The sequence below is a fragment of the Pseudomonadota bacterium genome, from assembly GCA_034189865.1.
GTDB lineage: Bacteria > Pseudomonadota > Gammaproteobacteria > UBA5335 > UBA5335 > JAXHTV01.
In genome coordinates this window covers 1-25,574 of record JAXHTV010000024.1, presented here as the reverse complement: position 1 = coordinate 25,574, position 25,574 = coordinate 1, and the positions used below count along the sequence as shown (strand labels likewise).

The following is a 25,574-nucleotide window of genomic DNA, read 5'->3' as shown; positions in this document are numbered from 1 at the left end:
GAGTTCTAGGCAGTTTGGGAGAATATTTCCCGATCGATTCAATCGTATTCCAGATCCCCGGTTTTTCCGGCGAATGTTCGATATACGAAAATTGAGTAGCCAATAATAGCCGGCACGCTCACGGCAACTCCCACCAACACGAATAGGAGCGAGTTGGTGGCGGAGGCCGTCTCCCAAATGGTGAGCTCGTCGATGACGATGTACGGATACAGGCTATACGCCAGCCCGATGGCGGCCATAAGTCCGATGACCACCGTACCGGCAAAGGGCATCCAGGCATAGCGATAAAGCGTCTGCCGAGACCGGCTAAAAAAACCGATTAGCGCACCGAATACCAAGACACAACTGATGGGTATGGGCGAAAGGCCGATGGCGTTAGGCAACGTAAACCAACGCGCCGCGATAGTGGCACTGACCAAAGGCGTTGCAATCGAGATTAACAACAGTGCCCCGGCCATGGGTGGAATGGCCCGCTTGGCCCAGCCAACAGCTTTGTCGAACAGCACCCCTTCGGTTTTGATCATCAACCAGGCCGAGCCGAGAAAAACATAGAATGCCGGCAATAACACCGCGATTAATCCGGCGAACAAGGTATTGGTCAGACCCGGTTTTAAACCGGTGATGTAGGCCCCTACCATCCAGCCCTGAGTCACAGAGGCCAACAGTGAACCCGCAAAAAACGCCCGATCCCAAAGATGCTTTTGATTGAGTCCTGCTTTTACACGTAAATCAAACGCCACACCGCGGAGTATCAACCCAATGAGCATGAGCGTGACGGGCAGGTACAGCGCTGTGAGCACCCGTCCATGGGCCTCCGGAAAAGCGATCAACAACACCCCAACGCCGAGCACGATCCAGGTTTCGTTGGCATCCCAGAATGGCCCGATCGAGGCGATCATTTGATCCTTTTCGGCCTCATCGCCCAACGGAAGCAAAATCCCAATGCCCAAGTCATAGCCGTCCAGTATGCTGTAGGTCAGCACGGCAAAACCCATGATGAAGAAAAATATCAGCGGTAGCAGGGTATCCATCAGCCGGCCTCCGCAGAAGATTTTGCCGGAAACTGGGTCAACGCCAATGAAGCCGCCGGTTTACTGGAGAGATAGCGAATCGCTCCGATATAAGACGCCAGCAACAACACATAGAGCAGCAAATAGGCCACCAAGGTTGTGGCCACCACCCCACCACCGTGGGGCGCCACCACCTCTTGTGTGCGCACCAAGCCGTAAACGATATAAGGCTGGCGGCCAACTTCCGTCACCCACCAGCCGGCCAACGTGGCAACCCAGCCGGAGAATGTCATTGCGCTGAGCGCGAGCAGCTGAACATGGGATAAGGCGCGCTGGCGCCACAGGCGCCAACCAACCCACCAGGCGATGACGATCATCAGGAGGCCGACACCCACCATCACACGAAAAGACCAAAACACCAGCGCAACGGGTGGACGCGCATGCTCAAATTCACTCAAACCTCTCACCGTGCCGTCGAGCTGATGAGTGAGGATGAGACTGCCGAGTTTCGGAATGGTGATGGCGAAATCATTCGCCTGAGTTTCTTCGTTCGGCCAAGCAAACAGCGTGAAAGGCGCGCCGGATTCGGTTTCCCAAATTCCTTCCATGGCGGCGATTTTGGCCGGTTGATGTTCAAGGGTGTTCAGGCCGTGTAGATCCCCGAGCAACAGTTGCGTGGGCGTGGCGACCACCGCGATGACCACGCCGGTTTTAAGCACCTGGTGTGTGGCCGGGCCATCCAGGGATTTGAAAATCCGCCAGGCGCTCACGCCCATGATTAAGAACGCGCTGGTAATCAACGACGCATTCACAGAATGGGCAAACCGATAGATAAAAGAAGGATTAAAAATAATCGCAAGCCAATCGACGGCGTAAAATTCACCGTCCACGATCTCGTAACCGGATGGCGTTTGCATCCAGGAATTCAAACTCAGAATCCAAAACGCCGAAAGCGTTGTACCAATTGCCACCAGCGCAGTGGCGACAACATGCACTCGCGCGGAAACCCGTTTGCGTCCGAACAGCATGATGCCGAGAAACGACGCTTCCATAAAAAATGCCGTCAACACCTCGTACCCAAGCAGCGGACCGGAAATGTTGCCGGTGGTTTCGGTGAAACCCGGCCAGTTTGTCCCGAACTGAAAACTCATGGTGATCCCGCTGACCACACCCAGCGCGAACGTGAGCGCGAAGATTTTCACCCAAAACAGGTACGCATAGTCCCAGGCCTTGTCTCCCGATAGATGGTATCGATAGCGGAAGTAAAAAAGGACCCAAGCCAAGCCGATGGAGATGGAGGGAAAAAGAATGTGAAAACTGATGTTGGCCGCAAACTGGATTCGGGCCAAAACAAAAGGGTCTAAGGGCATCGGTTAACCCCGTTGCTGAGTTGAACCGTATTCGGATGATAGAACCGTTAGCATCTCGCAGACATTATGACACCTGCGATCCATCAGCTCGCCAACCGCGACCATTCGTCGCAGACACGGATTCAGCGATTACACGAATCGGCCTTCCCAAGCCCTACCGTGACATACATAACCAACGGTTTCGTGCTATACGCAGAAGACCTCAGAAGGCCCGAGCCGGCACGTGGTCTCGGGGAGGGCAAGTGCTATTTAAGACGTGATTGTTCGGGGTGAGGCCATTTACTCAGAAGTAACTCGAGTTGGTCCGCGGGGACCGGTTTGCTGAAGAGATAACCTTGCCCTTCGTCACAACCCTGTTTGAGCAGATATTCTTCTTGGTCAGGGGTTTCAATGCCTTCGGCAATTACGGCAATGTGCAAGCTCTTGGCCATGGCGATGATGGTTTCGGTGATACTGGTATCGCTCTTGTTGCCGGGAATACCCATGACGAATGAGCGATCGATCTTGATAAAGTCGAAGGGAAACTCTTTGAGATAGCTGAGGGACGAATAGCCGGTGCCAAAATCGTCAATGGCGATACTGACGTGGTTTTTCTTAAGCGCGTACATGATGTCTTTAACCCGGGATGGGTTCTCCATCATCATGCTTTCGGTCACTTCAAGCTCCACCCAGCGCCCGTCCAGCCCGGTTTCTTCCAAAATTTGGTTCAAGGTATCGACCAAGGCCGCATCGCGGAACTGACGTGCGGATAGATTGACCGCGATTCGAATCGGGGCAAAGCCCGCATCCTGCCACTTTTTGCCCTGAACGCAGGCGGTACGCAGCACCCAGGTACCGATCTGGTTGATGAGCCCAGTCGCCTCCGCCACCGGAATGAAGGTCACCGGCGACACCAAGCCAAACTCGGGATGCTGCCAGCGAATCAAGGCCTCCACTCCACGAACTTCTCCCGTGCTCAGGTCAATCAGAGGTTGGTAGTACAAACGGAACTCGTCTCGCTCCAGCGCATAGCGAAGATTATTGGCCAACACAAGGTATTCGTGCGCCTTGGCGTTGATTTCCGGCGAGAAGAAACGATAGTTGTTGCGACCGTAGTCTTTGGCCTGGTACATGGCCGCGTCAGCTTTTTTCAGCAAGGTCTCGGCGTCTTCACCATCTGAGGGGTAGCACACGATCCCCATGCTGGCGGAAGTGAAGAGCTCATACCCTTCCAGCTCGAAGGGCGATCCAAAAGCGGCGATGATCTTATCCGCTACGCGAATAAGATCCTGATCGTCCTTCAAGTCTTCCAACAAAACAGCGAACTCATCCCCCCCCAGACGGGCGACGGTGTCAGTGCCGCGCACCAGTCCGCCCAAACGCTCCGAGACCTTAACCAACAGGTCGTCGCCAATCCCATGGCCCAGCGAGTCATTGATCGATTTGAACTGATCGAGGTCGATAAATAGCACGCTGACCATGCTCTCGTGGCGTGCGGCGCGAGCGATGGCGTTTTCCAAACGTTCCTGGAATAAGGCACGGTTGGGCAGGCGCGTAAGGAAATCGTGGTGGGCCATGAACTCCAAACGTTCTTCATAACGCTTGTACTGGGAGATGTCGGTGAACACCGTGGCATAGTGGGTCACGGCACCGGATTCGTCGTAAACCGCGCTGATGGTCATCAGCACAGGATATTCCTCGCCATCTTTGCGGGCCAACCACATCTCACCCTGCCAATGCCCCGCCTGCGCAATAGCAGTGGCGATGGTCGAGACCAAATCCGGATCGTTGGAATCGGTCATGAGGTCGAACGGGGTCTTGTCTTTGACCTCCGGCCCGCTGAAACCGGTAATATCGGCGAACGCTTTGTTGACCGACACGATCCGAATCGATAGATCCGTGATGGCCGACGCCTCGGCCACGCTTTCCAAGGCTTTCGCCGATAACCGCAATCCCTCTTCGGCCTTTCGAAGCTCGGTCACATCATCGGCGATGCAAGTTACCCCGCGACTTTCACCATCGACAACGATTGGCACCAACGTACATTCGATGTCTCGATGAACCCCGTCCCGACGAACACCCTGGGTGACCAAATGCTGCATTTTTCCGTCCAGGGCTGCCCGAAACGCGTTCCAGGTCGCATCTTTGTCAGTCGATTCCACCAATTCATTAATCGTAGCCCCGGCCAGCTCCGTTGGACTGCTGGCTAAAAGAGCGCCGGCCGCGGCGTTGCAAGAAACAATCCGTCCCTCAGTGTTGGTTACGAAAACAGGGAATGGGTTCTGGTCGAATACGGCCCGATAGTACTGCTCACTCTCAACCAGCTTGGCCTGCGCCTGCATGGTTTCGGTAATGTCCACCACCAACGCCGCCAACCCGATCACCTGAGCTTCCACCACAATGGGCACGATGGTGACGTCCACATCCAGAACGTCTCCGGTCGACGTCAAACCGCGAGTCACAAGCCGCCGAGTCTCGCCCTTGCAAGCCGCCACGAATGCCTCGAACGCACTCGAGTGACCTTCCGAATGAACAAGATCGGGAAAAGTAATATTCTCTACCGCGCCCGGTTCAACGCCGGCCATGGCCGCCGCGGCGTGATTGCAAGAGGTAATGTTGCCTTGTAGATCGGTTACGAAGATCGCAGCGGGATTCTGATCGAAAATCGCCCGATAATGCCGTTCACTTTGCTTAAGACGCGTCTCTGCCTGGTTCCTTTCGGTGACATCTTCAATCAGGACGGCCAAACCGGATACGACACCTTCAACGATGATCGGCACGATCGTCACATCGACGTCGCGAAGCTCGCCGTTGGCGCGGCGGCCGGTGGCACTTAAAAGATAGGTCTCGCCCCCCATCGCACGGCGAATACCTTCGAAACAATTATCGATGTCCTCGTCTGTGACCATGTCGCGGAAAGTCAGACCATCCATCCCCTCGGGTGGTAAGCCGACCAGTCGACTGGCTGCTTGATTGCTCGATATGATGCGCCCCTGCAAATCGGAAACGAACAAGGCTGCGGGGTTACGATCAAAAATGGCACGGAACCGCTGCTCGCTCTGACTGAGTTGACTGAGTGTCTGCTCCCGTTCGCTGATGTCTTTCAACAGCGCGCTCAAGCCAACGATCTTGCCACCCGCCACGATAGGCACCACCGTCGCTTCAATATCACGACCTCGACCATTCAGGTCGATACTGCGGGTTTTGTAACGAACCGGCTGGCGTTCTTTTACGATTCGGTCGATGATTTCCCAGGCGAGTTCTCGTTTATCTTCGGCGACGGCTAGCTCGAACGAGTTTCCAACGAGCTCTTCGGGCGTCTTGCCGGCCAGTGCAGCGGCCGCCGAGTTACAGGAAATTACACAGCCTTCCAAGTCCGTGATAAAAATTGGATCGGGATTCTGATCAAAAATCGCACGGAACCGCTGTTCGCTCTCTCTAAGACGCTGCACCGCCTTTCTTTGCTCGCTGACATCACGACCAATCGCGACATAGTTTCGAATCTGGCCGTCCCCCCGCGTCACCGGCTGAACTTTGAGTTCCAAACAATAACTTTGCCCCCGCGGGTTCTCGCCCTCCAGACGCTCGAAACAATATTGCCCCCCTGCCATGGCGTCGATGATGTGTTCGACCGCATCACGGCTGTTTTCCGCACCAAATAATTCTCTAAGGCCTCTACCGACGGAATCTTCGCCCTTCCAGCCCGTCACACACTCAAACGAACGGTTGGCAAAGGTCACGATCGGCCCTTCATCACCCCAGGCCTTGGGGCTGATCACCAGAATCACATCGCTCAATCGGTCGATCGAGGACATAAGCAGGTTCTGATGATTCTTGAGTTCAACTCGGGCTGAATCGTCCCGGAACAAGATCGTGGTGACCAGTTCTTTGCCATCGTCTTCATGCACGGTGCAGCGCATGGTGGCAGGCAAACGAGAGTGATCCGCTTTGCGCAGATACAGATGCCCGTAGAAACATCTGTCCTCTCTTCGCGCCTGGCGTGCCGGCTCGGTGCGCGGATCGGAGGGATCGAGGATATCGAGGATGGCATGCTCTAGCAGAGCGCCAGGTTCGTAACCCAGAATTCGGTAAGCATTATCGTTGGCAGAAATGATTAAACCATCGGCGTCCACCACCAAGACACCATCCAAACTCTCGTCGGCCAACATCTGAAAGCGAGCAAAGGAGTGCCGGCGCAGCCGTGGGGAAAATTGCCCAAACAATGCGATGCAAGTCGAAAAGACGCTCAACAGAACCCAAGGCACAAACGTCTTCAACCCGCTCCCGGTCGCACTTTCCGCCGTAAACCAGACGACCAACACAGCGGCCAAGGACAATGCCGCCACTGACCACAGCAGAACCAGTAAGGATCTGCTGTGGTACGGGGAAAGCCCCCCCGGCAAGCGGGTGCGTTCTGTCACGGTCGCAACACGCTCAACTGGCCGAAACAGCCGGTCGCGGCTCGGCGGTGGGAATATTTTTTTCTGAATGACCGGGCAAACCCAAAGGATCCGTTGGATGATCCGTCGACCTCATGTTCTTCCTCATTCTATGTTCTGCTTATACGCCGCAACGGCCGAAAAATCAGGCAAACTGCGAACTGTCATGAGAAAACGCGAACCGGCCACGACCAACACAGCGGTAACTCCGGGTCGTCCATCTTGCCGGCCCTTTGAACGCTCATTAAATCAGTCTGCGATTAGGGTCCGTTCGCATGTTTTCCGCTAGGAATCTTAGCGGCATAGCCCAACTTAACTTGAGGTGAAAGGACAACCGTATCCGGTCGTTATAGAGAGTGGAAACCGAAGCACTTGGCAGCCGCGCTAGGGCCTCGTCGTAGGAATTTTGTGCGGGCGTCCCGCCCGAAAAACCAAGCTCTCGCCGGGCGACATCGGGGTCCAACGCTCGTCGTGCGTCAATGGATCTGTGGCGATCACGCTGACTACGTCACCGGGCGAGGTAAGCTGGCTAAAATCCACCGCCATGTCCGAATCCACCAAACGGGCCCGACCAAAGGGCGCTTCGCGGGTGATCCATGTCAAACGTGTACTGCAATGCACAAGCAATTGCCGTGAGTCGCTAAGCAACACGTTAAATACCCCATAATCACTGAGCTCGACAAGGCAGTCACGAATCACGGCGGTTAATTTTCCTTGACTGGGGGGTGTCGCGCCAAAGCGTCGCCGTAATCTATCCAGCAACCAGCAGAATGCGAACTCACTGTCGCTTGTACCAACGGGGTGAAAATACTCCAACGGCAGTTTTTTGATACCCGATAACTGGCCATTGTGAGCAAAACACCATGTGCGCCCCCATAGCTCCCGCAGAAAAGGATGGGTATTTTCCAGACACACCCGACCTCGATTAGCCTTCCTGATATGACTAATCACAGTCCGGCTTTTGATGGGATAATGACGAACCAGTTCGGCGATTTCGGAATTCGCACCGGCAACGGGATCATGAAACGCTCGGCAGCCCCGACCTTCGTAGAACGCGATTCCCCAGCCATCGCTGTGGGGGCCCGTAGCACCCCCGCGACGAATCAATCCGCTGAAACTGAATACGATATCCGTTGGTACGTTGGCGCTCATACCGAGCAACTCACACATACCGGTTCCTCTGCAAGTCAACCGGGATCACAGTCACAGTAAGCGTAGATCCCCTTCGGATCGGCAAGTTGCCACACGGTAGGTATCAAGGTCGTGACCTGAGTGGCGTCAAGTAAAATATGTTTCGCAAGCCGGCGGATCTCATCGATCAACACACCACTTCGCATCTGATCGAACAACACTTCATACACTTGGCGATCCGGGGCGATATAGCGATGGGTGTAGTCGTCACCCAGCCCCGCCAACTCCGCCGCTGCATCCAACGCGTCAGGCAACTCACCCATCGCATCCACCAAACCCAGCTCCGCAGCGTCCTGACCACTCCACACTCTGCCACGCGCGATCTTGTCGATGGCCTCCGGTGTCATCTGGCGCGCATCGCTTATGTGCTTTAGAAACTCGCGGTAGGTTCCTTCCACCATCTGCTGAATAGAACGGGCCAACTGGGGCTCTAGATCTCGATCCAGGCGCAATCCACCGGCCAGTCGTGTTGTCCCCACGCCGTCGGAGTAAATACCCAGTTTTGCCAGCGTGCCCTCGTAAGTCGGGATCACACCAAAAACACCGATCGAACCGGTGATGGTAACCGGAGATGCCCAAATCTGATCCGAAGCGGTGGCTATCCAATAACCGCCGGAAGCAGCGACGCTGCCCATCGACACCACGACCGGTTTTCCCGCCTCTCGCGTGAGTGCCAACTCTCGCCGAATCACCTCGGAGGCAAAGGCACTCCCACCGGGACTATCCACGCGCAACACGATGGCGCGAATCGTCTCGTCGCGTCGCGCCTCCCGGATTTGTTCAGCGATCCGATCGCCGCTGACCGATCCGGGCATGGGCTCGCCATCGACGATCGCGCCAGCAACAACCACCACCCCAATCTCCGCCGGCTGCGCGGGGGCACTCACTTCTCTCCGGCGAGCGAACAGGTAATCCTCACTGAAAACGTGGGCGTAACCGCCCGCACCATTCTCACCTACCAGGTCGATCATCCGTTCCCGGAACGCAGGTCGATCGGATATCCGGGTCACCAGACCATAATTTTGAGCCAACGACGCCGTATCGCCCTGATGATTCGCAATCAACGCATCAAACCCATCGGAGTAGTCCTGCAGCGCCTGCGCAGCGAGCGAACGCATCGTCGCAACGTCGGTTTTGTACGCCGTCCACAGATCGCCGAGCCAGTCCTCATTCGCTTCGCGGGCCTCGGTTGACATATCGTTGCGCAAGAATGGCTCCACGGCGGACTTGAACTCGCCTACGCGAAACACATTAACTTTTACGTCAATATTATCGAGCAAATCCTTAAAGTATTTACCAAATACGCCATAGCCTTCGAGCAACACCATACCCATCGGGTGAAGGTGAACTTCATCGGCATGGGCAGCAAGATAATAGGCGTCTTGATAGTACGCATCGCCGTAGCTGAGAACGGGTTTCCCGCTGACTTTAAACTTCTCGATGGCATCCGCCACGACAGTTAACTTGGACAAATGTCCGCCGTGGAACTCGCCAAACTGCAACACCAGCGCCCTGATCCGATCATCGTCTTTGGCCTGTTCAATTGCCCATACCAAATCCCGGACGCGCGTTTCGCGAGGAGCCGCGCCGACAAAAGACCGCAAGGCGTATTCGCTCGGATCACCCTCATACTGTTCGACCAACTCACCAATGGGCGAGACAATCAAGGCAGCGCCGTCGGGAATGGATACACCGATGTCGCCTCGTAGGGTGAGCAACACAAACACCAATATGCCGAGAAACACCAGATTAACAAGCATCCGGCGCACGGTATCGATCACGTTCATGATCTTGCCCACGTATCGCATCAGCCCACCGCTACGTTTCGCCATTCGATCTCACCTTTTTCGTCGTGCTGCGACTGCACTCGTCGGCTATTCCAAAGCCGTGTAGTGACGACTTTGACCATGGAGTGTTGCATAGATCGGCCGCCGATCGGAACTATCCACCGTCGGAAAAACATTCCCGCCCCCATAAACGAAGCGAGCCCACAGAAAATCTGTGGGCTCGCGCATAACAGACCGAAAAAGGAAAGGTCGTTAGCCGTTCGACTTCGTCGAGAGCTTCTCTTTAATACGAGCCGCCTTACCCTGCCGCTCGCGAAGGTAGTAAAGCTTGGCGCGACGCACATCACCTCGGCGCTTAACTTCAACGCCTTCGATAGCCGGACTGTAGGTCTGAAATACCCGCTCCACCCCTTCGCCATGCGCCACCTTGCGCACGGTGAACGAGGAGTTCAATCCCCGGTTACGCTTGGCAATCACAACGCCTTCGAAGGCTTGGAGACGTTCACGTTCACCTTCCTTCACCTTAACCTGCACGACCACCGTATCGCCGGGCCCGAATTCGGGCACCTCACGTTGCATCTGCTCGGCTTCAATTTCACGGATAATGTCAGTCATCGCCATTTCCTTCATTGCCATCTCGGCACTGATTCTGTTCGAACTCTGTAACAAACTCATCCAGCAGCATCCGCTGTTGCGCATCCAGCTGGATCGATTGCAGCAAATCCGGCCGTCTCAACCAAGTCCGACCAAGCGCCTGCTTCAATCGCCAACGTTCAATTCGGGCATGGTCTCCACTCAGCAATACGTCCGGAACGGCTCCAACATCAAGTACGTCCGGCCGCGTATAGTGTGGAAAATCCAACAACCCTTCTGAGAAAGAATCCCGCTTCGCAGATTCCGTATCGCCCAGTACACCGGGTATCAAGCGGGCAACCGAATCCACGACCACCATCGCCGGCAACTCACCACCACTAAGGACGTAGTCACCAACGGAGACTTCTCGATCGACCATCGAATCAATAACTCGCTGATCGATCCCTTCGTAACGCCCGGCGATCAAAACCAACCCTGGAAGTGCGGCCAACTCTTCGGCCATCTCTTGCGTGAGTCGGTCACCCTGAGGGCTTAAATAAATCACCGGGCTGCCCTCGGGCGCTTGTAATACCGCGGCGTCTATAGCAGCCCTGAGCGGCTCGACCTTTAAAACCATCCCTGGGCCGCCACCGTAGGGACGATCATCCACGGTCCGGTGCAGGTCCTGGGTGTAGTCCCGGGGATTCCAACACCGCACGCCAATCAAGCCGTCGGACACCGCTCGACCCACAACACCCATCCGCGAGATTGTGTCTACCATCTCCGGAAACAGCGTCACGACGTCGAATTGCATCTTTAAATCTTGCTGGCCGCGATCGCGGCCAACCTCAAAACTCCGGATCCCAATCCACCGTGATCACACCGCGTGCCAAATCCACGTCTTTGATCACATCCGGTCGCACAAAAGGAATTAACCGCTCTCGCGCCCCGTGCACAATCATCACATCGTTGGCACCGGTTTCCATCATATTGGAAACCTCACCGAGTTCGACGCCGTCGACCGTGGCGACCCGGCATCCCACCAGATCCGCCCAAAAATAGCCGCTGTCATCAGACGGCGGTAACGCAGATCGGGGTACAGCGATATCCGAACCCGTCAAGTCGGCCGCCGCATCTCGCGAGTCCACACCTTCCAGCTTGGCAATGAATGCCTTGCCATGGACCTGGGCCGAATCCAACTTAAATTGGAGCCACTCCGAACCACGCCGGACTTGCCACTGCGAATGATCAAACAGGCCCTCGGGCGGACGCGTGTGGGAATAGACTTTGACCCAACCCCGGACGCCAAACAAACCGGTGATTCTGCCCATTACGATCAGCCGATCCGGATCGACCTGGGGCACAGCCCGATCCACCACACGGCGCTCTAACGTGCTCGAAACCACTATCGGCTAAATCAGCTTGCCTTCTTCAGCAGCTTGGCGACACGCTCGCTCGCCTGAGCACCTTGACTCAACCAATAATCGATGCGGTCCTTATCCAAACGCAGGGACTCTTCCTCACCAGATGCCTGGGGATTAAAGAAACCAAGACGCTCGATGTAACGCCCGTCACGGGGGCATCGACTATCAGCAACCACAATGTGATAAAAGGGCCGCTTCTTTGCGCCCCCGCGAGATAAGCGAATGGTGACCATGTAAGTTTCTATTCCCTCTCGGAAAATTCCGCGCCAAGACAGACAACCCGGCGATGAAAACGCGCTATTCTAAGGGATCTTCCGTCACAAGGAAACCGCTTTTGAGTCGGCTGAGCTAAACAGCGGCTGCGGCAGCGCGACGAGCGAGCGTACTTAAGCGCATTATTGAGGCTAAAATCCCATCCCAGGCGGCAAACGACCGCCCCGCATCAGCTTCGCCATACCACCCTTGCTAAAGCGTTTCATCATTTTCTGGGTCTGGGAGAACTGCTTCAGCAACCGGTTGACATCCGACAACTGTGTACCGGAACCGTTCGCGATTCGCCGCTTACGGGACGCCTTGATAATCTCCGGCCGACGTCGTTCCAGCGCGGTCATGGAATTGATGATGGCGATCATTCGTCGAATGTCGCGGTCACCCACCTGGCTTTTGGCGGCTTCCGGCATCTGCATCGCACCCGGAAGCTTCTCCATGATGCCTTTGACCCCCCCCAAATTCATCATCTGATTCAATTGATCGCGATAGTCCGAGAGCGTCAAGCCTTTACCTTTCTGCAGCTTGCGCGCCAGCTTGTCGGCCTTTTCCTTATCTGCTGTCCGCTCGACTTCCTCGACCAGCGTCAGCACGTCACCCATACCGAGAATTCGGGATGCCAGGCGATCCGGATGGAACGGCTCCAACGCATCGGTCTTCTCACCAATCCCCATGAGCTTGATGGGCTTGCCGGTGATTTGCCGAATCGAAAGCGCGGCACCGCCTCGTGCATCACCATCGATTTTTGTCAGCACAACACCGGTCAGGGGCAAGGCTTCATCGAATGCCTTCGCGGTATTGGCCGCGTCCTGGCCCGTCATGCTGTCGACGACAAACAACGTCTCGATGGGATTGACGGCAGCATGGACGCGCTTGGCCTCGTCCATCATGGCTTCATCGATGTGCAAACGACCGGCTGTGTCAACGATCACCACATCGAGAAACTTCCGCCGTGCGTGCTCCAACGCTCTACGCGCGATATCGGCCGGATCTTCGGTGGTCTCACTGGGGAAAAATTCGGCGCCAACTTGCCCCGCCAATGTTTCGAGTTGCTGAATGGCCGCAGGGCGATAAATGTCACAACTGGCGAGCAATACCCGCTTGCGTAGCCGCTCCTTAAGGTATTTGGCCAGCTTGGCCGCAGTTGTGGTCTTCCCGGCCCCCTGCAGACCAGCGAGCATAATCACCGCCGGTGGTTGCGTCCGCAGATTGATCTCAACGGTTTCACCGCCGAGCACTTTGACCAACTCTTCTTGGACGATGCGAACAAAAACCTGGCCCGGCGTGAGGCTGGTGGTCACTTCCTGCCCGATGGCGCGTTGGCGTACGTGATCCACAAAATCCCGGACAACGGGCAGGGCCACGTCGGCCTCCAAGAGAGCCATACGAACTTCTTTAATGGCCTCCTGAATATTCTCTTCGCTGAGGCGGCCTTTGCCACGGAGATTAAGAATCGTGCGGTTCAACCGCTCTGTCAGGTTGTCAAACATCGTTCTGTGCCATGCGGTAGGGAAATCGGAATGCTCTCATCCGGCTCAATGGGTTTGTGCCAAGCTGTCCAAATTAAACTATCATCGGAAAAACGTCACTTATAGAAAAGCCATCGCTGCAATTCAGCCTCGGCTTCAACCGCGATCTCACATGTGAGATGATGCTAACTCGTCATCCAGGCATCCAATTTCTATGACTGTATTTCTGACGACGTTGGTCGGAAGTGCCGCTTACGTCATGGCCGCGATTTGGTTCATCACCAACGCGAGCCCCTCAAAATTCTCATTTGCCACTTGGCCGCATACGGGGCGATTGTTGGTCGTCATCGGCATCGTATGCCACACGCTGATCCTGCGGTGGACCACGTTCCCTCTGGATGAGTCCCGCCTCAACGTCATCAGCGCGGCGTCACTGATCAATTGGCAGATCGTCTTATTATACCTGCTGGCCAGCTTTCGCCGCCCGGTCGATAATCTGGGCATTATCATTCTACCCATTGCGGCCATTGCGCTCATCGTCAATGTGGCCGTCCCGGCCAACATGTCGCGTCCCTCGCACAACAATTGGCAACTTGATGCCCATATCGTGCTGTCAATTCTGGCCTATAGCCTCCTGTTGCTCGCCGTTGCCCAATCGATGCTGCTGGCGATACAAAACCGTTTACTTCATCGCCACAAAACGGGGGGATTTGTACGCGCCCTCCCCCCCTTGGAAACCATGGAGGAACTCTTGTTCCAAATGTTGGTACTGGGATTCTTTTTGCTCAGTCTGGCACTGGTAAGCGGCCTGCTGTTCATTGATGATTTGTTTTCCCAGCACTTGGTACACAAGACCACGCTTTCATTTATCGCCTGGATGATCTTCGGCGTCCTGCTCTGGGGCCACTGGCGGTACGGCTGGCGAGGCCGCACCGCCGTAAGATGGACCGTAAGCGGGGGAGCGGCCCTCACCCTTGCCTACTTTGGCAGCAAATTCGTATTGGAGTTAATCCTGGGGCGCCAGTGGGGTTAACACCTTGGGCCTCGTGCAGTCATAACCGGAACGGAAGGAATCCTCTTGGATGATGTGCCATTAGGGCTGTTGTTCGCCCTGCTGATTTTGATGATCGTCTTGTCGGCGCTTTTCTCCAGCTCAGAAACCGGTCTGATGACCGTCAATCGTTACCGGATGCGGCATCACGCCAAAGCCGGGCGCCGAGGCGCAATCGTAGCGGAACGGCTACTGCAACGACCAGACCGCATCATCGGCTTGATACTCATTGGCAACAACCTGGTCAACATCGCCGCCAGCATGCTGACAACCATCATCGCTCTGCGGTTGTGGGGTGAGTACTCACTGTTTGCGGCGGGTCTGCTATTGACGCTGGTGATCCTCATTTTCGCGGAAGTCGGCCCCAAAACAGTCGCCGCCCTGTATCCCGAACGACTGGCTTATCCTGCGGCTCGCGTGTACTGGCCGCTGCTGCGCATTACTTATCCCATTGTCTGGTCCGTCAACTTGCTGGCCAGCGGATTCCTTAGACTGATGAGGATCAAAGTCGAGACGGCGGAATATCAAGCCCTAAGCGCGGAAGAGCTGCGCACGGTGGTCTTGGAAGCCGGCGCCATGATCCCGAAACGGCACCAACGCATGCTTTTAAGCATCCTCGACCTGCAAAAAGCGACCGTCGAAGACATCATGATTCCGCGCAACGAGATTGTGGGTATCGATCTGAACGAAGACTGGAAGGACGTTCTGGACGCCATCATCAACAGTCAACACACTCGCGTACCTATCTATGAAGACAGCATTGATAACCTAATTGGTGTCATTCACCTGCGGCGATTGCTGAGCAAGCTGAAGCGCGACGAACTGGACAAACAGACGCTCATCGCCATGGCGCGCGAAGGCTATTTTATTCCGGAAGGTACCCCGTTGAACGTCCAGCTGCTGAATTTTCAGCGTCTCCGGCGCCGGGTAGGATTTGTGGTCGACGAGTACGGCGATATCCAAGGATTGGTGGCCCTGGAAGACATCCTTGAGGAAATCGTCGGTGAATTCACAACCGACCCCGCCGCAGCCTCACCCGAGTTTCGTCCCGAGCCCGATGGCAGTTTCACCGTCAACGCCGGCGCCACCATCCGGGCGATTAATCGCGGCCTGGCTTGGGACCTGCCGACCAGCGGCCCGCGGACACTCAACGGATTGATCGTGGAGTATATGGAAGCTATCCCCGAAGCCGGAACCAGCCTCAAACTCGGCGACTACCAAGTCGAGATACTCAAAACGCACGGACGAGCGGTCCAGACGGTGCGGATCACACCGCCACGGAGCCGCAAACCGCCGACTAACGATTAAGTTGGGACGGAGACGGCTGACACCGATTGAAGGAACCAACCACCACTGCTATATTTATACTCACCTGTCCAGAATCCGCTAAGGTCACTTCAACTGCTAAAAGCAGGTCAAGATGAGGACAGGCACAGTTTTCTACCGCCAGGCGCGCAGCGGAAACTGCCTGCGATTGGTACTGAGAAACGGCCTATTATTAAAGATTGGTCGTGCGATGGGTGATCGGTTTATTTCTTACGGTCAACCAAACTCGTCCACTCAGTGCTGGCCCCAGTTTTTCTTTCCATTGACGCCTGCCGGGAAGGATGGCCCATGTGTCCCTTCTGTGGCACGGGCTCACCGATATAAACAAACCAATCGTTTGAACCCTATTTTAGCGCGCAAACTTGCACAAATCGGGCGGAACGAACTGGCACATCGCGCGCCAGATCAATTCCTCGTGCGGGTTCGCGATAACGGCAACCAGAGGATTTTTACCGCCCCAGTTGATTCCGAACTGACTCGTTACGGAGAGCCGTTTATGCGCAGCTTCAGAGAGAATTCAAAATATGAAAAGAATGCTGGTCAACGCAACTCAACCAGAAGAGTTGCGTGTTGCGTTAGTGGATGGACAGAGACTTTATGATCTCGATATCGAAGTTCCATCACGAGAACAAAAAAAATCGAATATTTATAAAGGCCGAATTACCCGGGTAGAACCCAGCCTGGACGCCGCGTTCGTCGACTACGGCGCCGAACGGAACGGCTTTCTTCCGATGAAGGAAATCGCGCGGAGCTACTTCCGCGAAGGCATTGACCTCGGCAGCGGTCGGGTCAACATTGCCGATGCCGTCAAGGAAGGCCAGGAACTTGTCGTCCAGGTAGAAAAAGAGGAACGCGGAACCAAAGGTGCCGCCCTGACCACCTTCGTCAGTCTGGCAGGCCGCTTCCTTGTCTTGATGCCCAACAACCCGCGCGCCGGGGGTGTCTCACGCCGGATCGAAGGTGACGAGCGGGAAGAGCTGCGCGAAGTGATGCGAAGCCTCGAGATTCCCAACGGTATGGGATTGATTGTCCGTACCGCTGGCATGGGGCGCAACATCGAAGAACTGCAGTGGGACCTGGATTATCTGATCCACCTCTGGCAGGCCATCGAAACCGCAGCCGAACGTTCCGCACCATTTTTGATCTACCAAGAAAGCAACGTCATCATCCGGGCGCTGCGCGATTATTTACGCGCCGACATCGGCGAAATCCTCGTTGATGACGAAGAAGTCTACCAGCAGGCGAAAGACTTCATGGCGCAGTTCATGCCCCAGAACATTTCCCGGCTGAAACACTATAAAGATCACACGCCGCTATTCACCCGCTTTCAGATTGAAAGCCAAATCGAAACCGCCTTCTCTCGCAGCGTGATCCTGCCCTCCGGCGGCTCGGTGGTGATCGATCACACCGAAGCGCTGACCAGCATCGACATCAACTCGGCACGTGCAACCAAGGGCGCCGACATCGAAGAAACGGCGCTGATCACCAACCTGGAAGCGGCCGATGAAATTGCCCGGCAACTCCGATTACGTGACCTGGGCGGTTTGCTCGTGATCGACTTTATCGACATGACGCCGACCAGAAACCAGCGCGAGGTGGAGAATCGTCTCCGGGACGCCACCAAAGTGGACCGCGCACGAGTACAAATCGGTCGTATCTCTCGTTTTGGTTTGCTCGAGATGTCTCGTCAAAGACTCCGCCCATCGCTCGGCGAGTACAGCCAAGTGCCGTGCCCTCGCTGCGAGGGTCAAGGCATGATCCGGACCGTCGAGTCCATGGCGCTGTCGATTCTTCGACTGGTCGAAGAAGAAGCGATGAAAGAGAAAACCGGCCGAGTGGTGGCTCAGGTGCCGGTTCCCGTCGGGGCGTTCTTGCTGAATGAAAAGCGCCCGGACGTCACCCAACTGGAGGGGCGGTACAAAATTCAAATCGTTATCGTGCCTAACCCGCACATGGAAACGCCCCACTACCAAGTGGAACGTATCCGGGAAGACGACGCGAGAAGCGACGCCGAGGCGGACGCCAGCCACGAATTGGTCAAGAAAGCTGAACCCGCCCGGGTACAACCAACCGAGAGCGCCACGACACGCACGGCGGAACAACCCGCCGTGCGATTGACGGCACCGCCCACTGCGGCGCCGCCGGTCTCGCAAAGCTCGAAAGCAGCCGACGGACCAGGCCAGCAGCAAAACGGCCTGTTGAAAAGGCTTTGGCAAAAACTCTTTCCGGAAGTCGAAGAAACGACGTCCGAGCCAGTCAAGCCCGAGCCGGAAGAAAAACCGGCTCGCCAGGGGGCGAGGAAACCCCGATCGGCCTCGGGGGCTCGGGGTGACAGCCCTGCAAGGAGTGGTCAGCCGCAACGCCGCAAGCGATCTCGCCCGAATGGCGCGAAATCCACGACCGCTGCCGCAGCCGGCGGACGTCCGGAGAAAAAATCCGCGGACAAGACCAGCGGCGAACAAAAGCCATCGCCCGAAGAAGCCAAGAAGGCGGTAACCACGGGCCCGGAAACATCCAAAGAACCGGACCGAAAAGAAGGCGAAGGCAGCAGCGGAAAAACCCGTCGGGGGCGCCGCGGTGGTCGGCGTCGTCGGCGCACACCAGCCGGGACCCAAACGGAAGGCGCGCAATCGAACGTCGAAACAACCGCTCCGACAGAGACCGCTCCCAAGGCGAACGATAAACCAGCCTCCGGAGCATCCGAGGAAGGCAGCTCAAAACCGAGACACCCAAGGGAGCCACAACCCAAACGTGACGACTCAGCCGAGACGAAACGGGCCTCAGGTAGCGAGGACGCGAAACAGGGCGGTCAAGCGGATGGCACCCGACATCAACCACCGACTGAACCACATCCCATGGCCGATGCGCAGCCGGCCCGTGATGCGGTGAAGAACGAACAAAGCCGATCTGTACATCCAGAATCCGCTGCCGAGGCGCCGTCGCGCCCCAAGGAACGATCTGAACACGATCAACCGAAAAAGCAGCCCGAGAACGGACCCGCGCCGGGCCCCGCAGCAGAACGTAGCGAAACCAAGCCCGCCCCCGATGCGGGGACCTCGCCACCGTCTGAAAAACCCGACTCGATGACAAAACCAAAAACGGAAACCGCAGATAAGGGCTGAGCCCTTAACCGAAAAACGGGGCTAACGCATGATTCTGTGCGTTAGCCCCGTTCCGCTATTGCGTTGTCAAAACTGTTAAAGTTGTTTTCGAATCTCAGCCAACAGGCCCTCGGACGCCTCGGTAACCAAGTCGATCACCAGCTGAAAACCACGCTCGCTTCCATAGTAAGGATCGGGAACATCCCGACGGGCCTTGTCACTGGCAAAATCCAGAAACAACCCCAAATGCCCACTGAACGCGCCGGGACGGATTGCGCTCAAGCCGCTCAAATTCGCTTGATCCATGGCGAGAATATAGTCAAAACGAAAAAAATCCTCAGCGGTGACCTGCCTTGCTCGGATCTCACGCAGATCGATCTCTCTCGCCAGGGCCGCCTCGACCATGCGGGGATCCGGTGGTGCACCCACGTGGTATCGGTGCGTCCCAGCCGATTCGATATAAATCCGCTCGGACAAGCCGTGTCGTGTTACCAAGCCCCGGAACACGCCTTCCGCCGCCGGCGACCGGCAAATATTGCCCATACAAACGAACAAGACCTTACGCATCGCGTGCTTTCCTATCTCAAACCGTAAGCGCCAGAGCGAATCGTTTTTGGCAAACGTCCTGGATCACGACCGCGGCGTGCCGGACAAACGCTGTGGTATGAACAACCCGTCGTTGACCAGCTTCATGCCACGGCGTCTTTGAGTAGCTGTTCAACGCGCAGCAGATCGGCTTCCGTGTCCACGCCGATACCGGGCAGTGCGATCGCGTCACCGACGTGAATGCGCATGCCATGCCACAAGGCGCGGAGCTGCTCTAGAAGCTCCCGGTGCTCCAAATCGCACGGTGGCAATGTTGCGAATGTCTTCAGCACCCCCACACGATAGGCGTACAACCCGATATGGTGATACCAGTTCCCCGGCGGCATGCCGGCATCCACCGAAAACCCACCCTGGCGGTTCCAAGGAATGGGCGCCCGACTGAAATAAAGCGCGAATTGCCGTGCATCGCGGACTACCTTGACGACATTCGGGTCGAGGAGCGATTCCACGTTGCCGACCGGCGTGCACAAGGTGGCGATGTCAGCCAAGTCCGACAGTGCCAGATTCTGAGCTACCCGGGCGATATTCTCACCCGGCATAAGCGGTTCATCGCCCTGCAAATTGACGACGATCTCATCGTCATCCCAACCACATTGTTCCGCAACCTCGGCGATACGGTCGGTGCCCGACGCATGATCGACCCGTGTCATGCACACCTGTGCGCCAAAGCCTTCCGCGGCGTCCCGGACCAAATCATGCTCCGTGGCAATGACCACTTCCGAGGCGCCACTCTCGCATGCACGTTGGTAGACGTGCCAAATGAGCGGTCGGCCGGCAAGGTCCCTAAGGGGTTTTCCGGGCAGCCGGCTGGCGCCATGTCGTGCGGGTACCACGACTTTGAAATTCATCTAAACTTCCTCGTCCGCCGCCAGTTGACGCGCCTCTTCTTCCAGCATCACCGGAATCTCGTCGCGAATCGGAAACGCCAATCGGTCGGGCTTGCAAATTAGCTCTTTGCGCGACTTGTCGTAGACCAAAGGCCCCTTACAAACCGGGCAAGCGAGAATATCCAGTAGTTTTTTATCCATCCTTGACCTCTGCTTCAGCTGGCACAACGGAACGCCCGGTACGCCGCCGACTTTGAATCCGACGAACAAGCGAATCGAAAAAAGAATCCGGCAAAACCGCCTCCACCGGGAGATACCATGCATTGGCCGGGGCGATCCCCGCGCATTTGACGGCGTCCTTCTCGGTCATAATAAGCGCCCTATCATCACCGAAGTCCAGATTGTGTGGATGATAATCATAATGGTCGGGAAAAGGGTGTTCCAGAATTTGCAACCCAGCGCGCTTTAGCGTCGTGAAGAAACGCTCGGGGTTGCCGATTCCGGCAATGGCGTGGACCTGCGCATCGGCAAACGCCGAGAGAGGCCGCTGTTCGCCGCTGGTCAGATTCACGGGCATTGCAGCCGCGAGCTGCATTGGCACGCCCGCATCATCTCCGCCACCGTTGATGACCACAAAGTCGACCTGCCGCAATCGGCCCGACGGCTCACGGAGCGGCCCAGCGGGCAGGCAAAGACGGTTACCCAAACCGCGCTCACCGTCCAGGACCGCGATCTCAACATCCCGCGGCAGGCGGTAATGTTGCAAGCCGTCGTCGCTGACCACCACATCGCAGCGCTCGGAACTGACAAGCAGGCCCAAGTCCGCCATGCGATCGGGGCCGGCAACCACCGGACAAGCACAGGATCGCGCCAACATCACCGGTTCATCACCCACCCAACGCGGGTCGCTATCCGGTACGACCCGTTGGGGCCAAGCCGGCGACCGGCCCCCGTAGCCCCGCGTAATCACACCAGGCGAATAACCGGCCTGCCGCAAGTGGCGCACAATCGCCACCACCAACGGGGTCTTGCCGGTTCCCCCGGTGGTGATGTTCCCGACCACAACAACCGGAACCGGGGATGGCTTTTTTTTACGCTGAACACGCACAAGCCGCCAGCGCCGAACCACCACGATGGCGCAGAACAACGCGCTCAGCGGCCACAGCGGCCAAGATCGCCATCGTGCCCCATACCACAGGCGATTGATTCCGCGCTCCAGCCGGATCCGGATTCGAGGATCGACGGACCGATTCATGGGCGGTACCGAGTGCGCAAAAAGCAGGCAAAAACGCATCCGATTCGACCGAAGCCCCGGAGAAGATGCACGAAATCGACGGACGATCGACACCGGATCGATCTCGCCGCGAGGAACGCCAGCCTCGAGCAGCCTTGAGGCATGGCGCATTGAATCATTGCCGCAAGGACCATGCGGCGCGGCAGCTCACGATCAGGCTGTTTCGGATTCCCGGAACTGTAGCCGGTGTAACTCTGCATAGTGCCCTCCCTGCGCCAGCAGCTCGGCATGGGTTCCCTGTTCGACGATCCGGCCGTTGTGCATCACGATGATCTGATCTGCCCTTTCCACGGTGGAAAGGCGATGCGCGATCACCAAAGTGGTGCGTTCTCGCATCAGTTCTTCCAGCGCCGCTTGGATATGGCGTTCCGACTCGGAATCCAAAGCGGAAGTCGCCTCATCCAAAATCAGAATAGGCGCATCCTTGAGCAAAGCACGTGCAATCGCCAAGCGCTGCCGCTGGCCACCGGATAGCAGTGTGCCGTGCTGGCCGATGGGGGTACTGAGCCCCTGCGGCAACGCCTGAATGAACTCCCACGCATGGGCTGCCCGGGCAGCATCTTCCAAGCGCTGTTCCGTGATCTCTCCGACCACGCCGTAGGCAATATTGGCCGCAACCGTGTCGTTGAAAAGCACCACTTCCTGACTGACAACCGAGATTTGGCTGCGTAAATCCGCCAGGCGGTATTCGCGAACGTCCTGACCGTCCAGCAGCACCCGACCTTGGTCCACATCGTAGAACCTCGGTAACAAGCTCACCAACGTGGTTTTTCCGCTGCCGGATCGTCCCACCAAAGCGACGGTCTGACCGGGCTTCACCTCCAGGTCGATGCCATCAAGCACGGGGCGATGCTCGGCTTTATATCGAAACCGAACCCCCGCGAACTGAATGTGGCCCTGGGACCGCGGCAGACGCCGGGTGCCGACATCCGCCTCCGGCTCGGTTCCCAACAGATCGAAAATGCTCTCGGCGGCGGCGATACCCCGCTGCAACTGAGCGTTTACCGTGGTCAATTGTCGGAGCGGATTGAGCAACCCGATCATGGCGCCGAGAAACGCCGCGAAGGAGCCCGGCGACATGGTCCCAAGCACATTCTCGCTGGTGGCAACGTAGACGATCCCCGCGATAGGTATCGCAGCGATCAGCTGAACCGTCGGGTTGCTGGCCTGCTGGGTCAGCGAACGTTTCAGATTCAAACGTCGATTGTGTTCGTTGACCTTTTCGAATCGGCCTTGCTCGTAATCCTGGGTGCCAAAAATCTTGACGATACGTTGGCCGTCGATCATTTCCTCGGAGGTATGCGTAAGCTCGCCCATGGAATTCTGGATGCGGGTACTGATTCGCCGGAACCGTCGGCTGACGAAACGGATCAGCAACGCGATCAACGGGCCCACCAATAGCGCGAAACCGCTCAATAGCGGATTCAAATAAAACATCAGACCGATAAACCCGATGACTTTCAGCGTATCGCGGATCAACACCGTGACGGCTTGGGTGGCGGCTTGTGAGACCTGATCGACGTTGAACGTCAGTTGGGAAAGCAACTGACCGGAGGGGTTCCGGTCAAAGAACGACGCCGGCAGACGAAGCATATGGCTAAACAATTCCGAGCGCATGGTGTGGATCACATTCTGGCCCACCACCGCCATGCCGTAACCCGAAGCCACGGCGGCCACGCCCCGAAGCAGGAACAACCCGATCAGCACAAAGGGCATCGCCCGGATCACCGCGGGATCACGCTCGACAAAGCTGCCATCCAACAAGGGTTTCATCATCCATGCGAAACCCGTTTCCGCCACGGCGAACAGGACCATGCCCACGATGGCGACCGCAAAAATCGGCCAATCCGCCATGGAATAGCCCAACAGGCGCCGATAGATTGCGGCGCCCGAGTTGGTTTGGTCACGACTGCTCATGAGCCGTCGGCAGAAAGATTCGCCGTTTCGATAACGATGTCCGAGAAACCCAGCTGCCCGGCGACATCCAGCACAGTGACCACCGCTTGGTGTGAAGCACGGGCGTCGGCCCGCACGCGCAACAGGCCGCGATTGTCTCCCGCCACTTTGGTCATGGCCTGGCGTAGCGTTTCCGGACGGGCATTCACCACTTCTTGCTCATTGATGAAAAAGCGGCCGTCCTGGTCGATGACCACCGCCAACCCATCCGCCCGGGTCACCTGGGGTTCCAGGCTCGCCTTGGGTAACTCGATCCGAAGTTCGGCATCACGGATGAAACTGGTCGTGACCATGAAAAAGATCAACAACAAAAACACCACATCGATCAGTGGTGTCAGATTGAGTTCGGGTTCCTCGCCCTGCCGCGGCTGGAGTTTCATGACGTGGCCGCCTTGGCGCGTGTGGTCCGGCGGCGAGGACGAACGCCTTCCGCATACAAGGCTTCCATCAGCTGGATGGCCTGACCTTCCATATCGACGACGATCTCAGCCACACGCCCACGCAGATAACGGTAAAAAATCAACGATGGAATCGCGACGGACAAACCCGCAGCGGTAGTAATCAGCGCTTCGGAGATACCTTCGGCCAGCGCGGTCGGATCACCGACACCGACGGTAGTGATAGCAAAAAACACCTTGATCATGCCGATCACCGTCCCGAGAAGCCCCAGCAACGGGGTAATGGCGGCGATGGTGCCCAGGGTGTTCAAGTAGCGCTCGAGCTCGTGGACTACATGTCGGCCGGCATCTTCGATCCCCTCTTTCACCGCCGTGCGGTCCAGATGTTCGTTCGCCAAACCGGCCGCCAGGACCCGACCGAGCGGAGAATGCTGGCGAAGTTGTGTCAGTTGAGTCGCGTCTAACGCTTTACCTTGGTGGGAACCGCGAACTTGCTCGACCAGATTCGCGGGCACGATTTTTTCCCGCCGGAGTGTCCACAGTCGCTCGGCGAAGATCGCCACAGACAACAGGGAACACAGGATGATCGGCGCCATCAAAAGGCCACCGGCCTGGACAATTTCCCACATGCTATTTGAAAGCCTCTTCTTCGGAAAACACCACAGTTGGTGGAAGTTGCTCAGTGCGGCATCATACTTGATTTGGCATTCGAACCGCACCACTGAAGCCGGGCACTTCCCTGGGCCAAATCAGCGTGACACCCATCCGGCTCGTGCCAGTAACGTCGACCGCTTTCACGCCAGTTCTCCAACTTCGGCTCACCGTTGCTGGGCAGGACAAGGCGAATCGCGCCGCTATGTCCTGTCACATCCACCGATGCGCCGAGCCTCTGATAACGATCGACCACCTCCGCCTTGGGAAACCCGTAGCGATTGCCATACCCCGCAGACACCAAAGCCCAGTTCGGTGACACCGCGGCCACAAACGCTGGCGAGGACGAACCGGCGCTGCCATGGTGCGGCACCACCAGCACATCGGCATCCAACGCCTCGGGTGCCTGCAACAAGAGCCGTTCCGACTCGAATCCGATATCGCCGGTGAGTAAAACATGCCCTCCGGGGGCCTTGACACTCAGCACGCAAGAGCCTTCGTTGCCGGCAGACACTGTCTTATCTGGCTGGGGATGCAAAAACTTGAACTGCACCGCGTCCCACGCCCAGACCTCACCCGCCCGACAGGGTAAAACCGCCGGGAACCGCCGCTGGTCGGAATCACCCATCCATACGCGGTCGACATTTAGTTCGGCGCGCAATGCGGCCACGCCGCCAGCGTGATCCTGATCGGCATGACTCACAACCAAGGCATCCACCCGCTGCACCCCCAGTGATTTCAAATACGGAATCACCACCAAACGGCCGGCATCGGAGCCACTGGCATGGCGAGGACCAGCATCGAACACCAGGACATGATCCCGAGTACGCACGATCGCACTGAGTCCTTGCCCCA

At 56.9% G+C, this 25,574-nt stretch carries 21 protein-coding genes; 3 read left to right on the top strand and 18 right to left on the bottom strand.

Annotated features, from left to right (window positions below; genetic code table 11):
- Positions 1–38 precede the first annotated feature (38 nt).
- The 10 genes from SVU69_10815 to ffh all read right to left on the bottom strand — a co-directional run bounded on the left by SVU69_10815 (position 39) and on the right by ffh (position 13,530).
- Complete coding sequence (locus tag SVU69_10815) at positions 39–1,031, bottom strand: cytochrome d ubiquinol oxidase subunit II (protein MDY6943483.1); 993 nt, start codon at positions 1,029–1,031, stop codon at positions 39–41.
- Positions 1,031–2,380 carry a cytochrome ubiquinol oxidase subunit I gene (locus SVU69_10810; GenBank protein ID MDY6943482.1) on the bottom strand — a complete coding sequence of 450 codons (1,350 nt, stop codon included), beginning with the start codon at positions 2,378–2,380 and terminating at the stop codon, positions 1,031–1,033. Before SVU69_10810 ends, SVU69_10815 begins: the two co-directional genes overlap by 1 nt.
- A gap of 245 nt (positions 2,381–2,625) precedes the next feature.
- Positions 2,626–6,780, bottom strand: coding sequence for a PAS domain S-box protein (locus tag SVU69_10805; GenBank protein ID MDY6943481.1), 4,155 nt, complete (start codon positions 6,778–6,780; stop codon positions 2,626–2,628).
- Between the two features lie 402 nt (positions 6,781–7,182).
- Positions 7,183–7,968 carry a class II glutamine amidotransferase gene (locus tag SVU69_10800; protein ID MDY6943480.1) on the bottom strand — a complete coding sequence of 262 codons (786 nt, stop codon included), beginning with the start codon at positions 7,966–7,968 and terminating at the stop codon, positions 7,183–7,185.
- 17 nt (positions 7,969–7,985) lie between these two features.
- Positions 7,986–9,821: a signal peptide peptidase SppA gene (sppA, locus tag SVU69_10795; GenBank protein ID MDY6943479.1), complete on the bottom strand. Its 1,836-nt coding sequence runs from the start codon at positions 9,819–9,821 to the stop codon at positions 7,986–7,988.
- 207 nt (positions 9,822–10,028) lie between these two features.
- On the bottom strand, positions 10,029–10,391 hold the full coding sequence (rplS, locus tag SVU69_10790) for a 50S ribosomal protein L19 (protein MDY6943478.1): 363 nt from the start codon (positions 10,389–10,391) through the stop codon (positions 10,029–10,031).
- Entirely contained in the window at positions 10,384–11,163 is a 780-nt protein-coding gene (trmD, locus tag SVU69_10785; GenBank protein ID MDY6943477.1) for a tRNA (guanosine(37)-N1)-methyltransferase TrmD, read from the bottom strand. The genes rplS and trmD overlap by 8 nt, the downstream gene beginning before the upstream one ends.
- A gap of 34 nt (positions 11,164–11,197) precedes the next feature.
- Complete coding sequence (gene rimM, locus SVU69_10780) at positions 11,198–11,755, bottom strand: ribosome maturation factor RimM (GenBank protein ID MDY6943476.1); 558 nt, start codon at positions 11,753–11,755, stop codon at positions 11,198–11,200.
- A gap of 11 nt (positions 11,756–11,766) precedes the next feature.
- Positions 11,767–12,006, bottom strand: coding sequence for a 30S ribosomal protein S16 (gene rpsP, locus SVU69_10775; protein MDY6943475.1), 240 nt, complete (start codon positions 12,004–12,006; stop codon positions 11,767–11,769).
- A gap of 171 nt (positions 12,007–12,177) precedes the next feature.
- On the bottom strand, positions 12,178–13,530 hold the full coding sequence (gene ffh, locus SVU69_10770) for a signal recognition particle protein (protein ID MDY6943474.1): 1,353 nt from the start codon (positions 13,528–13,530) through the stop codon (positions 12,178–12,180).
- Positions 13,531–13,723: 193 nt separating this feature from the next.
- Here ffh and ccsA point away from each other — a divergent pair, with 193 nt between their 5' ends.
- From ccsA to SVU69_10755, 3 genes are all read left to right on the top strand, one after another.
- A complete protein-coding gene (gene ccsA / locus SVU69_10765) occupies positions 13,724–14,542 on the top strand; it encodes a cytochrome c biogenesis protein CcsA (protein ID MDY6943473.1) in 819 nt (272 codons plus the stop codon).
- 54 nt (positions 14,543–14,596) lie between these two features.
- Positions 14,597–15,868 (top strand): HlyC/CorC family transporter, encoded by a 1,272-nt coding sequence (locus SVU69_10760; GenBank protein MDY6943472.1) that lies wholly within the window; start codon positions 14,597–14,599, stop codon positions 15,866–15,868.
- Positions 15,869–16,410: 542 nt separating this feature from the next.
- Positions 16,411–19,008 (top strand): Rne/Rng family ribonuclease, encoded by a 2,598-nt coding sequence (locus SVU69_10755; protein ID MDY6943471.1) that lies wholly within the window; start codon positions 16,411–16,413, stop codon positions 19,006–19,008.
- 75 nt (positions 19,009–19,083) lie between these two features.
- On the opposite strand, the gene SVU69_10750 is transcribed toward SVU69_10755, so the two are convergent.
- The 8 genes from SVU69_10750 to SVU69_10715 form a co-directional block, all read right to left on the bottom strand.
- Entirely contained in the window at positions 19,084–19,554 is a 471-nt protein-coding gene (locus SVU69_10750) for a low molecular weight protein-tyrosine-phosphatase (GenBank protein MDY6943470.1), read from the bottom strand.
- Between the two features lie 122 nt (positions 19,555–19,676).
- Complete coding sequence (gene kdsB, locus SVU69_10745; protein MDY6943469.1) at positions 19,677–20,441, bottom strand: 3-deoxy-manno-octulosonate cytidylyltransferase; 765 nt, start codon at positions 20,439–20,441, stop codon at positions 19,677–19,679.
- Positions 20,442–20,621, bottom strand: coding sequence for a Trm112 family protein (locus tag SVU69_10740; GenBank protein ID MDY6943468.1), 180 nt, complete (start codon positions 20,619–20,621; stop codon positions 20,442–20,444).
- On the bottom strand, positions 20,614–21,675 hold the full coding sequence (lpxK, locus tag SVU69_10735) for a tetraacyldisaccharide 4'-kinase (protein MDY6943467.1): 1,062 nt from the start codon (positions 21,673–21,675) through the stop codon (positions 20,614–20,616). Before lpxK ends, SVU69_10740 begins: the two co-directional genes overlap by 8 nt.
- 192 nt (positions 21,676–21,867) lie before the next feature.
- On the bottom strand, positions 21,868–23,631 hold the full coding sequence (gene msbA, locus SVU69_10730; GenBank protein MDY6943466.1) for a lipid A export permease/ATP-binding protein MsbA: 1,764 nt from the start codon (positions 23,629–23,631) through the stop codon (positions 21,868–21,870).
- A complete protein-coding gene (locus tag SVU69_10725; protein ID MDY6943465.1) occupies positions 23,628–24,050 on the bottom strand; it encodes a biopolymer transporter ExbD in 423 nt (140 codons plus the stop codon). Before SVU69_10725 ends, msbA begins: the two co-directional genes overlap by 4 nt.
- Entirely contained in the window at positions 24,047–24,697 is a 651-nt protein-coding gene (locus SVU69_10720; protein MDY6943464.1) for a MotA/TolQ/ExbB proton channel family protein, read from the bottom strand. Before SVU69_10720 ends, SVU69_10725 begins: the two co-directional genes overlap by 4 nt.
- Positions 24,698–24,747: 50 nt before the next feature.
- Positions 24,748–25,574, bottom strand: an 827-nt coding sequence (locus tag SVU69_10715) for a ComEC/Rec2 family competence protein (GenBank protein MDY6943463.1), incomplete at its 5' end; no start/stop codon positions are given.

What these genes read in the sequence shown, in the direction of transcription:
- ccsA (MDY6943473.1), top strand. Translation starts at nt 13,724, where the DNA reads ATGACTGTATTTCTGACGACGTTGGTCGGAAGTGCCGCTTACGTCATG.
- SVU69_10800 (MDY6943480.1), bottom strand. Translation starts at nt 7,968, where the DNA reads ATGTGTGAGTTGCTCGGTATGAGCGCCAACGTACCAACGGATATCGTA.
- msbA (MDY6943466.1), bottom strand. Translation starts at nt 23,631, where the DNA reads ATGAGCAGTCGTGACCAAACCAACTCGGGCGCCGCAATCTATCGGCGC.
- SVU69_10815 (MDY6943483.1), bottom strand. Translation starts at nt 1,031, where the DNA reads ATGGATACCCTGCTACCGCTGATATTTTTCTTCATCATGGGTTTTGCC.
- trmD (MDY6943477.1), bottom strand. Translation starts at nt 11,163, where the DNA reads ATGCAATTCGACGTCGTGACGCTGTTTCCGGAGATGGTAGACACAATC.
- SVU69_10810 (MDY6943482.1), bottom strand. Translation starts at nt 2,380, where the DNA reads ATGCCCTTAGACCCTTTTGTTTTGGCCCGAATCCAGTTTGCGGCCAAC.
- SVU69_10720 (MDY6943464.1), bottom strand. Translation starts at nt 24,697, where the DNA reads ATGTGGGAAATTGTCCAGGCCGGTGGCCTTTTGATGGCGCCGATCATC.
- lpxK (MDY6943467.1), bottom strand. Translation starts at nt 21,675, where the DNA reads ATGAATCGGTCCGTCGATCCTCGAATCCGGATCCGGCTGGAGCGCGGA.
- kdsB (MDY6943469.1), bottom strand. Translation starts at nt 20,441, where the DNA reads ATGAATTTCAAAGTCGTGGTACCCGCACGACATGGCGCCAGCCGGCTG.
- SVU69_10740 (MDY6943468.1), bottom strand. Translation starts at nt 20,621, where the DNA reads ATGGATAAAAAACTACTGGATATTCTCGCTTGCCCGGTTTGTAAGGGG.
- rplS (MDY6943478.1), bottom strand. Translation starts at nt 10,391, where the DNA reads ATGACTGACATTATCCGTGAAATTGAAGCCGAGCAGATGCAACGTGAG.
- SVU69_10755 (MDY6943471.1), top strand. Translation starts at nt 16,411, where the DNA reads ATGAAAAGAATGCTGGTCAACGCAACTCAACCAGAAGAGTTGCGTGTT.
- ffh (MDY6943474.1), bottom strand. Translation starts at nt 13,530, where the DNA reads ATGTTTGACAACCTGACAGAGCGGTTGAACCGCACGATTCTTAATCTC.
- rpsP (MDY6943475.1), bottom strand. Translation starts at nt 12,006, where the DNA reads ATGGTCACCATTCGCTTATCTCGCGGGGGCGCAAAGAAGCGGCCCTTT.
- SVU69_10750 (MDY6943470.1), bottom strand. Translation starts at nt 19,554, where the DNA reads ATGCGTAAGGTCTTGTTCGTTTGTATGGGCAATATTTGCCGGTCGCCG.
- SVU69_10725 (MDY6943465.1), bottom strand. Translation starts at nt 24,050, where the DNA reads ATGAAACTCCAGCCGCGGCAGGGCGAGGAACCCGAACTCAATCTGACA.
- sppA (MDY6943479.1), bottom strand. Translation starts at nt 9,821, where the DNA reads ATGGCGAAACGTAGCGGTGGGCTGATGCGATACGTGGGCAAGATCATG.